This window comes from Kushneria sp. EE4 (genome assembly GCF_977968315.1).
In genome coordinates this window covers 1148475-1161328 of record NZ_OZ386212.1, presented here as the reverse complement: position 1 = coordinate 1161328, position 12854 = coordinate 1148475, and the positions used below count along the sequence as shown (strand labels likewise).

The following is a 12854-nucleotide window of genomic DNA, read 5'->3' as shown; positions in this document are numbered from 1 at the left end:
GACCTAACGGGTACCGTGCTCCGGGCCAAATTCGAGTTCGAACTGATGAGGCTCGTAGCGCGGATCCAGCTCCACGTAGTGGGACGTTTCCATCGGCGCTGTCGGTACCCAGGGTTCCTGCGCCACTTCAGGCGCCCAGCTGCGTCGCCCGCGCAGGCGCGTCAGGACAAAGCCCGCCAGCACCAGTGACACGCTTCCAAGAAACATCCAGAGCCCGTCGGGCCCGAAAAGCTGCATGGCCAGAGAGGCGCTGAACGGCCCCACGATCGAGCCGATCCCGTACCAGATCAAAAGCTTGGCATTGGCCTGAATGGTCTCTTCCGGCTCCAGCCAGTCGTTGGTATGGGCAAGGCTCAGGGAATACAGGGTATGCAGCATGGCCGTATGCAGACAGGCCGTCAGCAGCAAAAATAGATAGTCGGTTCGCGCCACAAAAGAGATCACGGCGCCCGAGATGGCCATGACCAGCGCCATGAACAAAATGACCTTGCGGCGATCAAGCCGGTCGGAGACCCGACCCAGCGTCCACTGTGCGACCAGTGCCACCAGCGTGGTAATGGACATGAACTGTGCTGTCTGCCCTGTCGAAAGCCCGATTTCCTGACCATAGTAGGGCGTCATGGCAAAAAAGGCCTGCACCATCATGCCGGCTGCAAAAGCCCCTGCCAGCCCTACTGGTGCCCGCTTGTAGAGCACCTTGAGCGGCAGCTTGAGCGCGGTCTCGTGACCGGAACGCGCCGGCCCGTGGATCCGATAGATAGATAACGGTATAAGAGATAGCGCAAACAGAATACCGGTCACACTGAACAGCACCATCGAGGCCGGGTCGGCCGCATTGAGCAGCCATTGCCCACCCGCCAGCGACGTGGTGGAAATCACCAGATAGATCGACAACACCCGGCCCCGGTTATCGTTGCTCGACTCGCCCGAGACCCATGACTCCATGACCATCAACAAACCGGCGGTGGCTGCCCCGCCAAACAAGCGCCAGAACAGCCACGCCCATTGATTGACCCAGAGCCCGTGCAGCATGGCCGTCACCGCCAGCACCGCGGCACAGGCCGAAAACACCCGGATATGGCCGACCGAGCGAATTCGCTTTTCAAGCAGATAGCTGCCGGCCACAAAGCCCAGCGAAAAGCTCGACATCAAAAGCCCCGCCATCTGTGATGGAAACCCTTCAAGCGACATGCGCACGCCAAGCAGAGTCATGATCAAGCCATGGCCCAGCAAAAAGAAGATTTCACAGATAAACAGTACTGGTAATGTCGATGGCAGATTCCGCACTCAATGCTCCCTGAGATTTTGAAATGTCGCGGCTTGCTCGGCGGACGGGCATTGTAGTGGCCCCGGCAGCGCTGCGTCATCCTTGTGCTGGGCCCGGCGCAAACGATCCATTAGGATACGGACACGGCAACAAGGACTCGGATCACCATGGCATGGCTCAAGGGCATCATCAGTATCGTGCTGCTGATCGGCAATACGCTGTTCTGGGGCATACCACTGGTCGTATTAAGTCTTCTCAAGCTGATACTTCCCTTTCGCTCCCTGCAGGGGCAGCTGCTCGCATGCCTGAACTGTATCGCCAGCCTCTGGATCACGACCAATAACGTCTGGATACGCCACTGGTTGAAACCGGACTGGGAGATTTCCCTGCCCGACACGCTTTCCAGAGAGCGCCACTGGCTGGTGATTGCCAATCACCGCAGCTGGACGGATGTCTTTGTGATGCTCTATGCCCTGCACAAACATCTGCCGATGCCGCGCTTTTTCATCAAGCGTGAGCTGATCTGGGTACCGATTCTGGGGCTGGCCTGGTGGGCACTCGAGTTTCCGATGATGCGACGCTATAGCGCCGACCAGCTCAAACGCCGACCCCATCTGGCAAGGCATGACCTCAAGGCGACCCGAAAACTGCTGACCCATATCGACCGCACGCCTGTTACCATCTACAACTTTGCCGAGGGCACGCGCTTCACCAGGGCCAAACATCAACAGCAGCAAAGCCCCTATCAGCACCTGCTCAAGCCTCGTGCCGGCGGCTGCGCCCAGGTCATGACGATGATGGGGCATGAACTCTCCGGTATCATCGATGTAACACTTGACTATCGTCACGGCCGGACGCGCTTTCGGGACCTGCTGTGCGGGAAAAGCGCCGGCATCACCCTGAAGGCAAGACGGCTGGATATCCCCGCCTGGATGCCCGGCGGGGACTACCTCAACGACACGTATTACAGGGAACGCTTTCAGGCATGGATCAATGCGCTATGGCAGGAAAAGGATCAGCAACTCTCATGCACTACCGCTTCCTGACCCTTTTAGTGCTCCTTTTACTGGCAGGGTGTGCCGGGCGCAGTACCGGCGGTGGCGGCGAAGCCGGTTATATCACCGTTCAGCGGGGAGATACCATGAGCGCCATTGCTCGCCAGGCCGGTATTCCGCTGCTGCGCCTGCAGCGTTTCAATCCGGGCGTCAGGGCCAACGACATGCGCATCGGCCAGCAGCTGATGCTGCCCGGTCGCAATGAACGTGCCCCGGGCAACGGGCAGTATCGCTATGCGGTGCGAAGCGGCGATACGCTCGGGCGTATTGCCAGCCACTTCAACACGTCCAGTGGCCGTATCAGTACAGCCAATCGCAGCGTTGACCCGAACCGTTTGCGGATCGGTCAGCTGCTTACCGTGCCGGTCGGCAGCGCCTCGGCATCGACCGCCTCACGCGCTACCGGTACTGCCGGCGCGCAGTCCAGTCCGGCGCCGGCCAGTGCCCTGCCCAGCGGCATCGGACCATGGTCATGGCCCCTGCGCGGTGGCCAGGTCCAGCGCGAGTTCGGCAAGGACAGTCGTGATGCTCTGCAGCCCATGCTTCTTTCTGCCGGAGGAGACCGCACGGCTCGGGCGGCCTCCTCCGGCACCGTGCGCTTTGCCGGCACCATGCGCCAGCTCGGCGGGGTCGTGATCGTTCATCACGACAAGAACCTGCAAAGCGTCTATGCCCAGTGCGACCGCCTCAATGTCAGCAATGGTCAGCGCATCAGCGCAGGCACCCCAGTGTGCGAGGTGCGGCGCGATGCCGGTACCGGCCGCCATGATCTTCTTTTTGACACGCGTAATGCCGGACGCCCCTTCAATCCCAGGCAGATCATGCGATGACACGCGACACTCAAACGTCACCTGATCGCCTCGCGAATGTCACAAGCGACGGCGATACTGGCCAGCATCACGATACTTCTCGGCCACCGTTGAAGGTCGCTTTTGTGAGCGAAACCTGGGCACCCGAAATCAATGGCGTCACGCACACGCTTGGCCACCTGTCGCGCCACCTGAAGGGGTGCGGAATGTCGCTGCAGCTGATTCGCCCCAGACCGCGAACCACTCATCACGATGAACTGATGAGTGAAGAGCTTCAGGTCGGCGCCATCCCCATTCCGGACTACGACGGCGTCAGCATGGGATTTCCGGCCCCGCGCAGGATTGCAGGACTGTGGCGCACTCATCGACCCGATGTTGTCTACATCGCCACGGAAGGCCCACTTGGACTTTCTGCACTCAATCAGGCGCGCCGGCTGGGCATCCCGGTGGTTAGCGGGTTTCATACCAACTTCGATCAGTACAGCCGGCACTACATCATGCTGAAAGTGCTCACGCCGCTGGTCAGACCCTTTCTTCGTCGTTTTCACAATCGCTCGACCATCACACTGGTACCGACCAAAGCCCAGGCAGACAATCTCGCCCACTATGGTTATGACAATGTTAAGGTGCTCAGTAGAGGCCTTGATTACGAGCGCTTTTCGCCCCGTCAGCGCGATACTTCGCTGCGCACACAATGGGGGGCCGATGACGAGACGCCGGTTGCCCTGCATGTCGGGCGACTTGCGGCCGAGAAAAACGTTTTGCTGCTGATCGATACGCTCGAGGCCATGCGAGCACGCCAGCCGAACCTCAAGGCGGTGCTGGTTGGTGACGGGCCACAGCGTGCGCTGCTGGAAAAGCGTCTTCCCTGGGCCCATTTCGCGGGGTTTCAACGCGATCAGGCACTGGCAAGGCACTATGCCAGTGCCGATATTTTTCTGTTTCCGTCGCTTTCGGAAACCTTTGGCAACGTCGTGACCGAGGCAATGGCCAGCGGACTGGCAGTTGCCGCTTTTGATTACGCAGCCGCAGGTGAGCTGATTTGTGAGGACATACACGGTAAGCTTGCCGCCCCTGACAGACCAGCGCAGTTTATCGAGGCGGCCGTGGCGCTTTGCAACGACATGGCATCAGCCCGAACAATGGGGGGTGCTGCCTGTGAGCGGGTACATACACTGGGCTGGCCAAAGATTGGCGATGCCTTTATTGACTATCTGCTTCAGGCACAGGAGGTGAACGATGGCAGGTGAACGACTTATTCCGGTATTCAAAAGACTCGATACACTCGAGTGGAAAGCGTGCAATAAGCTGGCCCGCCTTGGCGCCTATCGTCCGCTTCTTTTTGTGCTGCGCTGGGCAAGCCGGCTGGGTGATGCGCCGGCATGGATTGCGATGTGTCTGAGCATTCCACTGCTGACCCAATGGTGGTATGGCTGGTTTCTGGGAGTCTGCTTTGGCCTTTCAGCGGCAGTAGGCGGCATTCTCTATCGCCTGGTCAAAAACCGGCTGTGCCGTGAGCGCCCCTACATCTCCTTTGAAATTCCCTGCACCATGCCGCCGCTGGACCGCTACAGTTTCCCGAGTGGCCATACGCTGCATGCCGTAATGTTTACCACGTTGGCTGCGCTGTTCGTCCCCCAGATGCTGATCGTGGTAGCCCCCTTTGCCGTACTGGTCATGCTGTCCCGCGTCATTCTGGGCCTGCACTACATCACCGATGTCGCCGCCGGCGCGTTGATCGGCTTTGTACTGGCCCACGGCATGGCGCTGATTATTATTGCGCTGCGGGGCATGCTGTTTGGCATGTAACGAGACAGCCGAGAACGCGCCACAAGCGTTATCCTGGAGGCCCTGCCAATCGATGCAGGGCCTTTTTATTACCCTCAACCGCGATGATAGTGCGTCGTGACAAACGGCATTGGTGTCACGGTCATGTCCAGGCGCCGACCGCGAACTTCTGCCTGCAGTGTCTGACCGGCCTCTCTGAACTCACGTCTGACATAGCCCATGGCCACCGGGGCGCCGACCGACGGCCCAAACGTGCCTGAGGTCACCTCGCCAATAGGGTCACCGTCAAGGTTGTAAAGCGACGCTCCCTCACGAACCGGCGCTCTTCCGTCGGCCTTGAGCCCCACTCTCACCCGCTCGGTGTCCTGATTGCCCTGCTGGGTCAGGATAACGTCCGCCCCCGGAAATCCGCCTTCACGCTCGCCGCCCTGACGTCTCGCCTTGCCGACCGCCCAGCCCAGCGAGGCTTCAACAGGCGTGGTTTCCTTGTCCATATCATGACCGTAGAGACAAAGCCCTGCTTCGAGTCGCAATGAATCACGCGCCCCAAGGCCAATGGGCGCCACTTCTTCCTGAGCCAGCAGCCACTCGGCAATGTCGGTGGCGCCTGCTGCCGGAATCGACAGCTCAAAGCCGTCCTCTCCGGTATACCCCGAGCAGCTCACCCACAGCTCATGCCCCATGACGTCAAACCGAGCATGCTGCATAAAGGTCAGCGCTGTTGCCGCCGGGCACAGCCTGCCCATGACCTGGCGCGCCGAGGGCCCCTGAAGCGCCAGCAGGGCGCGGTCCTCGACAACCTCAAGAACACCGCCATCGCCCAGCCCGCTTCTCAGCAGCGCGGCATCGGCGGCGCGACAGGCCGCATTGACGACCAGATAGAGATGGTCTCCGGCGTTGACCGCCATGAAATCATCGTGGATACCGCCGGTATTGCTGGTAAAAAGCCCGTAGCGTTGCCGACCGGGCTGGATCCCGGCGGCATCGATGGGTGACACCCGCTCCAGTGCCTGCGCCGGCCGGCTACCGTGAATCAGCATCTGCCCCATGTGGGAGACGTCAAACAACCCGCACTGGCGACGGGTGTGCTCGTGCTCCCGCTTGATCCCCATTTCGAACTGGACCGGCATTTCATAGCCGGCGAAGGGAACGAACCTGGCCCCACGCTGTTGCCAGAGCGTATAAAGCGGCGTTCGATGCAGGGTGGACATAAATCCTCCGAATCCGGTTCATGATGAATACGTTTAAACGGGCATGCCCCATTTGATGAGGGCATGCCCATGCAGCCAACCCCTGTTTACCGTTGATTGACCGCCTGTTTCTCTGCAGCAAAATGCTCTCGGGTCAGCTTGAACACGACCGGTGACAGCAGCGCCAGCGCAATCAGGTTGGGAATGGCCATCAGGGCATTGAAGGTGTCCGCCAGCAGCCAGATAAAATCAAGATGTGCCATCGCACCCACGGGGATGGCCAGTACAAAGGCAATTCGGTAGAAACGCGCGGCGCGGCTGCCAAAAAGGTACTGGAAGCATCGCTCGCCGTAGTAGGACCAACCCAGAATGGTGGTGAAGGCAAAAATCGCCAGCGCGATGGCCACGATATAGTCTCCCGGTCCCGGCAGGGCCATACGAAAGGCCATGGAGGTCAACGAGGCGCCCGAATCACCCTCGAGCCACTGGCCGGAAGTCACGATCGCCAATGCCGTGATCGAGCAGACCACGATGGTATCGATAAAGGTACCCAGCATGGCCACCATGCCCTGCCTGACGGGACTGTTGGTCTGTGCTGCGGCATGGGCGATCGGTGCACTACCAAGACCTGCCTCGTTGGAAAAGACACCGCGTGCCACACCAAAGCGAATGGCGGCCGCCACGGCAGCGCCGGCAAACCCACCGGCCGCCGAAATGGGCGTGAAGGCGTGCTTGATGATCAGCCAGAGCGCATCGGGAATGGCGGCGTAATTGATGGCCAGTACCACAAGCCCGGCCAGCAGATAGGCCACGGCCATGAACGGCACCAGTCGACCGGCAACGCTTGAGATGCGCTGAATGCCGCCCAGAATGACGGCCCCTGCCAGCACCATGATCACCAGACCGGTCACCCACGAAGGAATACTAAACGATGTCGACAGAGCATCGGCGACCGAATTGGCCTGTACCGTATTGCCAATACCAAAGGAGGCCAGGGTGCCGAACAGGGCAAACATTACACCCAGCCAGGCGTAGCGCTTGCCGAGACCGTTTTTGATGTAATACATCGGTCCGCCCACGAAATTGCCCTGCTCATCGCGTTCACGATAACGCACGGCGCAGACGGCTTCGGCGTATTTGGTCGCCATGCCGACCAGCGCGGTCATCCACATCCAGAACACGGCGCCCGGCCCGCCCAGCGCAATGGCGGTGGCAACCCCGGCGATATTGCCGGTGCCGATGGTGGCCGACAGCGAGGTCATGAGCGCGTTGAACGAGGATATCTCGCCGCTGTCCTTTTCACCCGGCGTGCGCCCCTGCCAGAGCAATGCAAAGGCCCGGCCGATGTTGCGTACCGGCATGCCCTTGAGTCCGATCTGCAGATAAAGCCCCACACCCAGCAATAACACCAGCATGAGTGGTCCCCAGACCACGCCATTAATACCTTCCACCAGTCCCTGCAATGCGTCCATGACCGATTTCCCCTTTTGTTATTGAAGTCATTGTTTGTTGAACACCGTGGATGACGGTGCATCATGAAAATCTACAGGCTGGCCCCGCTGATGTCATGGCAAGCGTGCCCGGGAACGACGTTTTTCTCGCACGCCCCTTTTAGTCCCCGACCGGCAACGTTACGATAAGCAAAAAGTTTCCGATCGGAAACAAGCCGGCATAACAAAATCGCCGATCCTCAATCAGCAGTGGACGAGCAGGCCGCCTGAAGCCACCCTATAGGCAGGTCAGCCTCGTTATCTCCGGGATGTTTCGCCATCCGTCATCTTGGCATTGAACAGGACACATAAAATGAGCCAGATCCCCACTAATCTCCGCTATTCGGACAGTCACGAATGGGTTCAGGACAATGGCGATGGTACCGTCACCATCGGCATTACCGACCACGCACAGCAGGCACTTGGTGATGTGGTATTCGTGGAGCTTCCCGAGGTTGGCAGCACCATCACAACCGGTGAGGAGTTCGGTGTGGTTGAATCGGTCAAGGCCGCTTCCGACCTCTATGCCCCGCTGGGCGGTGAAGTTCTTGGCGTCAACACCCTGCTCGAGGATGCACCGGAAAGCCTCAACGAAAGCCCCTATGACGATGCCTGGCTGATCAAGATTCGTCTGTCAGAGCCCGATGAACTCGAGTCTTTGATGGATGCCGACAGCTATACCGAGCTTGTCGCCAACGAAGAAAACGACTGATAGCGTCTACCACTGACACCACGGGGCTGACCTCCTCGCCGCTGTCATAAAACGCCTGATCACCGCCCGGCTTCTCGCCCGCCGCGCCCGCAGCAGGGCTTTTTGACACTCCATTTTACGGATATCCCATGGCCGCTGATTCTCGCTCGCTGAATGAACTCTTCGCGCATGATGCGTTTATTGCCCGTCATATCGGCGTTGATGCCACGGCACGTCGTCATATGCTGGCGACACTGGATGCCGAAACGATGCAGGCGCTGCTCGATCACGCCATCCCTTCGGATATTCGCATGGAAGGCGAACTGAATCTGGCTGAACCGGTATCGGAGCTCGAAGCGCTCACTCGCCTGAAACGTGTCATGGGCACCAATCGGGTCATGAGAAACCATATCGGGGCCGGTTATTACGGCACTCTCATGCCCGCCGTCATTGCACGAAACGTGCTGGAAAACCCGGGCTGGTACACGGCCTACACCCCCTATCAACCCGAAATCGCCCAGGGGCGTCTTGAAGGGCTACTCAACTTTCAGCAGATGGTCATGGACATGACCGGCATGGCGCTGGCCAACGCCTCACTGCTGGATGAGGCCACCGCCGCGGCCGAGGCCATGGCGCTGTGCAAGCGTGCCAACCGCAAAAACAAAAGCCAGGCCTTTTTTGTCGCAGACCACGTTTTCCCCCAGACCCTGGATGTCGTGCGCACGCGTGCACGCTGGCTTGGCCTTGAAGTGATCGTGGACCGGGCAGAGCAGCTTGATCAGTACGACGTTTTTGGTGCGCTGCTGCAGTATCCGGCCGATGATGGAACTGTCACGGATATCGAGGCGCTCATCGAGCGCGCCCACGAGCGCCAGGTCATGGTGGCCGTGGCCACCGATCTGTTGGCGCTGGCACTTTTGAGGCCGCCGGGCGAGATGGGCGCCGATATCGCTTTGGGCTCAGCCCAGCGCTTTGGCGTGCCCATGGGCTTTGGTGGTCCGCATGCCGCCTTTTTTGCCGTTAACGATGATCTCAAGCGTGCCATGCCCGGACGCGTGATCGGCGTTTCCCGCGACCGACACGGTCAGCCTGCCCTTCGCATGGCCATGCAGACGCGTGAACAGCATATCCGCCGCGAAAAGGCGACCTCCAACATTTGTACCGCTCAGGCGCTGCTGGCCAATATTGCCGGCTTTTATGCGGTCTATCACGGCCCCGAGGGTATTCGCACCATCGCTCACCGCGTTCATCGAATGACCCGCATTCTGGCAAGCGGCCTGTCCGACAGCGATATCCGTGTGGCAAGCGAGCACTTTTTCGACACTCTGACCCTGCAGGTGGCGGATGTGCAGGCCCTGCGCCAGCGCGCCGAAGCGGCCGGTCATAATCTTCGCTATCGCGAGGATGGCCGCGTGGGAGTCAGCCTGGATGAGACCACTACATCACAGGATCTCAACGCCCTTTTCACCATTTTGCTGGGTGGTCAACACGGTCATGACGTCACTGCACTTGACGCCGCACTTCAACAGAGCGCAACACAGCTGCCGGACGCCTGCCAGCGCCAGTCAGCGTTTCTGACGCATCCGACCTTCTCGCGCTATCAAAGCGAAACCGAGATGCTGCGCTACCTGAAACGCCTTGAAAATCGTGATCTATCGCTGACGCATGCCATGATTCCGCTGGGCTCTTGCACCATGAAGCTCAATGCCACCACCGAAATGCTGCCGCTGTCGTGGACCGAATGTGCCGATATTCATCCCTTTGCGCCCGAGACGCAGGTCCCGGGCTATCTGAAGATGATCGAAGAGCTTGGCGACTATCTCGTGGAAGTGACCGGTTACGACGCCATTTCCATGCAGCCCAACTCGGGCGCGCAGGGCGAATATGCCGGGCTTCTGGCCATTCGGCGCTATCAGCAGTCGATCGATCAGGGTCATCGACATATCTGTCTGATCCCATCGTCGGCCCACGGCACCAACCCGGCATCGGCTGCCATGACCAGCATGAAAGTGGTCGTGGTGGAGTGTGACGCCAACGGCAATATCGATCTGGAAGATCTACAGGCCAAGGCCGAAAAACACAGTGACGAGCTTTCGGCGATCATGCTGACCTACCCCTCAACGCATGGCGTGTTCGAGGAAGGTATTCGAAAAGCCTGCGACATCGTGCATCAGCACGGTGGGCAGGTGTATATCGACGGCGCCAACATGAACGCCCAGGTCGGGCTGTGTCGGCCGGGCGACTACGGCGGCGATGTCTCGCACCTCAATCTGCACAAGACCTTTTGCATTCCTCACGGCGGCGGCGGCCCGGGCATGGGCCCGATCGGCGTCAGGGCACATCTGGCGGACTATCTGCCGGGCCATGTGCATCGCGAAGGTCATACCCGTTTTGAACCCGGTACTGCCGTCTCCTCAGCGGCCTTTGGCAGCGCACTGATTCTGCCCATTTCATGGGCCTACATCGTCATGATGGGCGCAAGAGGGCTGCGCGAGGCCAGCGAAGCGGCCATTTTGAACGCCAACTACGTGGCCCATCGGCTGAGCGAGCACTATAGCGTGCTCTATCGTGGCAAAAAGGGCCACGTAGCCCATGAGTGCATTATCGACATTCGCCCGCTCAAGGCAGCAAGTGGCATCGATGAAGAAGACATTGCCAAACGCCTGATGGATTACGGCTTTCATGCGCCGACCATGTCGTTCCCGGTGGCCGGGACACTGATGATCGAACCCACCGAATCCGAGTCGCGTCAGGAGCTGGATCGCTTCTGCGAGGCAATGATCGCCATTCGCGACGAGATTCGTGCCATCGAACAGGGTGACGCCGCGCGCGATAACAACGTTCTGGTCAATGCCCCGCACACCCAGTACGACCTGTCCTGCGATGACTGGCCCTGGCCCTACTCACGCGAGCAGGCCGCCTTCCCCACCCGGGCGACAAGAGAGGCCAAGTTCTGGCCCAGTGTCAATCGAGTGGATAATGTCTATGGCGACCGCAACCTGATCTGCAGCTGTCCGAGCATCGACGACTATCGCGATTAAGCACCCCTGATCAAAAAGGCCGACACAGTGAAACGCACTGTGTCGGCCTGATATCACGGCGCTGACGCCTTCAAACGTGCTTACGCGTGATTCCCTTCAGAAGCCATATCAGCGGGCGCTTCATAGCCGTAAAGCGCGTTACGCCGCTGCTCGCGAAACTCATCAAGCAGCTGGCGATAGCGGCGAGGCAGCTCGACGCCGCGACGGGTCAGTATATAGAGGGATTCATAGACCGGCACTGACAGTGGGACTTCCTGAACCTGGCGCTGCCAGGGAGAGGTTTCGAGCACCGGGCGCGAGACAACGGTAAAGCCAAGGCCACGCGCGACCGCATCAAGCACCACCGCAACATCGTTGGTATAGCCTTTCTGCGGGAAATAGCTGATCGAGCGAAACTCGTCGGCATAGTTCTCGCGCAGCACCTGACTTGCATTGTGGACGCCGTCGAAATAGTTCAAAAAACCCAGCGCCAGTAGTTCATTGATGCTGTTACCACGAAAATCGGCCGGCACCACCAGACACAACGGCTCGTGATGCCAGAGCTCATATTCGAGGTCCGGGTGACGCGTAATGTCTGTCACGATGCCTAGATCATAGCGCCCCGCCAGCACGTCCTGAACGATCTCGGCATTGAAGGCAAAATTGTAGCTGATGGTCAGACCGGTATTGACCTGCTGATAGCCCAGCGAAAAGGGATAGAACATCAGTCCGATACTCGAGGGGCTGGCAATACGGCAGTCACCGCTGCTGAGCGACTCATCGTCAAGACCGTGACGAAACTGTTCATGCTCGGCAAAAAGCCGAATGGCGTAGTCGTAGGCACGTCGGCCGGCCTCTGTCAGCGTAAAGCGACGGCCGTGACGGCGCAGCAGAGTCTTGTCGAGGTAATGCTCAAGCTTGCGGATGTGCTGGCTGACCCCGGGCTGAGTCATTTCCAGCTTGTGTGCCGTATGGGTGAAGCTGCCTGTTTCCACCAGCGTGATAAAGGTCTTGAAATACTGGGCATTGAACATGGGGGGTTATCAGCTCACTAACGGCCCCGGGTGCGGAGCAACCAGGGCAGATAAAAATCTTCATTTCTGATCAGACAGATACGGCGTGGCCAACTACTTTATCAGAAAATCCTGCAGCCCGCATGAGCTCCCCGGAGTCTCGTGTTAGCATCCCGGGACGTGACTTTTGACACCGCCGAACACTGGAAAATTCATCATGCCCGACCCCTTTTCAAGACGCGCCGAGAGCATCAAAAAGACACTGCTGGTCATGGAATCCGAGGCGCCCGATGAGGACCTTTTTGCACTGGGCTACATGATTCCGCAGATAGAACTGGTACAGGAGATGGCGCAATACGATCCGGAAACCGTGACCGCCGAGGATTTCGATGCCACCTACCGCCAGTGGCTTGAAAGCACCTTCATGGAAGATGCCATGGAAAGCGATGACCGCCAGCGTATCGAACAACTCTGGCACAGCGCCACGAGCCGAACGAACTGATCCATTGCCGTCAGGGTCCGCTCTGGCAT

11 protein-coding genes are annotated in these 12854 nt (G+C 59.2%); 7 read left to right on the top strand and 4 right to left on the bottom strand.

Annotated elements, in window-relative coordinates; all coding sequences use genetic code 11:
* Positions 1 to 3: 3 nt before the first annotated feature.
* On the bottom strand, positions 4 to 1287 hold the full coding sequence (locus tag ACXMYO_RS05295; protein ID WP_457808029.1) for an MFS transporter: 1284 nt from the start codon (positions 1285 to 1287) through the stop codon (positions 4 to 6).
* Between the two features lie 147 nt (positions 1288 to 1434).
* Here ACXMYO_RS05295 and ACXMYO_RS05290 point away from each other — a divergent pair, with 147 nt between their 5' ends.
* The 4 genes from ACXMYO_RS05290 to ACXMYO_RS05275 are packed head-to-tail and all read left to right on the top strand — an operon-like array spanning position 1435 to position 4940.
* Positions 1435 to 2313, top strand: coding sequence for an acyltransferase (locus ACXMYO_RS05290; protein ID WP_457808028.1), 879 nt, complete (start codon positions 1435 to 1437; stop codon positions 2311 to 2313).
* Positions 2295 to 3152: a LysM peptidoglycan-binding domain-containing protein gene (locus ACXMYO_RS05285; RefSeq protein WP_457808027.1), complete on the top strand. Its 858-nt coding sequence runs from the start codon at positions 2295 to 2297 to the stop codon at positions 3150 to 3152. The genes ACXMYO_RS05290 and ACXMYO_RS05285 overlap by 19 nt, the downstream gene beginning before the upstream one ends.
* Complete coding sequence (locus ACXMYO_RS05280) at positions 3149 to 4381, top strand: glycosyltransferase family 4 protein (protein WP_457808026.1); 1233 nt, start codon at positions 3149 to 3151, stop codon at positions 4379 to 4381. The genes ACXMYO_RS05285 and ACXMYO_RS05280 overlap by 4 nt, the downstream gene beginning before the upstream one ends.
* Entirely contained in the window at positions 4371 to 4940 is a 570-nt protein-coding gene (locus ACXMYO_RS05275) for a phosphatase PAP2 family protein (protein ID WP_457808025.1), read from the top strand. The genes ACXMYO_RS05280 and ACXMYO_RS05275 overlap by 11 nt, the downstream gene beginning before the upstream one ends.
* A gap of 74 nt (positions 4941 to 5014) precedes the next feature.
* Here ACXMYO_RS05275 and gcvT read toward each other — a convergent pair whose 3' ends face one another.
* Together gcvT and ACXMYO_RS05265 are read right to left on the bottom strand one after the other, a co-directional pair.
* The gene (gcvT, locus tag ACXMYO_RS05270; protein ID WP_457808024.1) at positions 5015 to 6130 is read right to left on the bottom strand and encodes a glycine cleavage system aminomethyltransferase GcvT; all 1116 of its coding nucleotides are present in this window, start codon (positions 6128 to 6130) and stop codon (positions 5015 to 5017) included.
* An 86-nt stretch (positions 6131 to 6216) separates the two neighbouring features.
* Positions 6217 to 7581: an amino acid carrier protein gene (locus tag ACXMYO_RS05265; protein WP_438767290.1), complete on the bottom strand. Its 1365-nt coding sequence runs from the start codon at positions 7579 to 7581 to the stop codon at positions 6217 to 6219.
* Positions 7582 to 7912: 331 nt separating this feature from the next.
* On the opposite strand from ACXMYO_RS05265, the gene gcvH reads away from it, so the two are divergent.
* Both gcvH and gcvP read left to right on the top strand, forming a co-directional pair.
* Positions 7913 to 8311, top strand: a complete 399-nt coding sequence (gene gcvH, locus ACXMYO_RS05260; protein WP_438767289.1) for a glycine cleavage system protein GcvH — start codon at positions 7913 to 7915, stop codon at positions 8309 to 8311.
* A 128-nt stretch (positions 8312 to 8439) separates the two neighbouring features.
* On the top strand, positions 8440 to 11331 hold the full coding sequence (gcvP, locus tag ACXMYO_RS05255; protein WP_457808023.1) for an aminomethyl-transferring glycine dehydrogenase: 2892 nt from the start codon (positions 8440 to 8442) through the stop codon (positions 11329 to 11331).
* Positions 11332 to 11411: 80 nt separating this feature from the next.
* Here the strand turns inward: gcvP and ACXMYO_RS05250 are convergent, their stop codons facing one another.
* Positions 11412 to 12344, bottom strand: a complete 933-nt coding sequence (locus ACXMYO_RS05250) for a LysR family transcriptional regulator (RefSeq protein ID WP_457808022.1) — start codon at positions 12342 to 12344, stop codon at positions 11412 to 11414.
* Positions 12345 to 12540: 196 nt separating this feature from the next.
* Here ACXMYO_RS05250 and ACXMYO_RS05245 point away from each other — a divergent pair, with 196 nt between their 5' ends.
* Positions 12541 to 12825, top strand: coding sequence for a hypothetical protein (locus ACXMYO_RS05245; protein WP_457808021.1), 285 nt, complete (start codon positions 12541 to 12543; stop codon positions 12823 to 12825).
* Positions 12826 to 12854 lie beyond the last annotated feature (29 nt).

Excerpts from the sequence above, each read along its gene's own strand:
- ACXMYO_RS05250 (WP_457808022.1), bottom strand. The coding sequence starts at position 12,344 with ATGTTCAATGCCCAGTATTTCAAGACCTTTATCACGCTGGTGGAAACA.
- ACXMYO_RS05280 (WP_457808026.1), top strand. The coding sequence starts at position 3,149 with ATGACACGCGACACTCAAACGTCACCTGATCGCCTCGCGAATGTCACA.
- ACXMYO_RS05245 (WP_457808021.1), top strand. The coding sequence starts at position 12,541 with ATGCCCGACCCCTTTTCAAGACGCGCCGAGAGCATCAAAAAGACACTG.
- ACXMYO_RS05290 (WP_457808028.1), top strand. The coding sequence starts at position 1,435 with ATGGCATGGCTCAAGGGCATCATCAGTATCGTGCTGCTGATCGGCAAT.
- gcvT (WP_457808024.1), bottom strand. The coding sequence starts at position 6,130 with ATGTCCACCCTGCATCGAACGCCGCTTTATACGCTCTGGCAACAGCGT.
- ACXMYO_RS05275 (WP_457808025.1), top strand. The coding sequence starts at position 4,371 with ATGGCAGGTGAACGACTTATTCCGGTATTCAAAAGACTCGATACACTC.
- gcvP (WP_457808023.1), top strand. The coding sequence starts at position 8,440 with ATGGCCGCTGATTCTCGCTCGCTGAATGAACTCTTCGCGCATGATGCG.
- gcvH (WP_438767289.1), top strand. The coding sequence starts at position 7,913 with ATGAGCCAGATCCCCACTAATCTCCGCTATTCGGACAGTCACGAATGG.
- ACXMYO_RS05285 (WP_457808027.1), top strand. The coding sequence starts at position 2,295 with ATGCACTACCGCTTCCTGACCCTTTTAGTGCTCCTTTTACTGGCAGGG.
- ACXMYO_RS05265 (WP_438767290.1), bottom strand. The coding sequence starts at position 7,581 with ATGGACGCATTGCAGGGACTGGTGGAAGGTATTAATGGCGTGGTCTGG.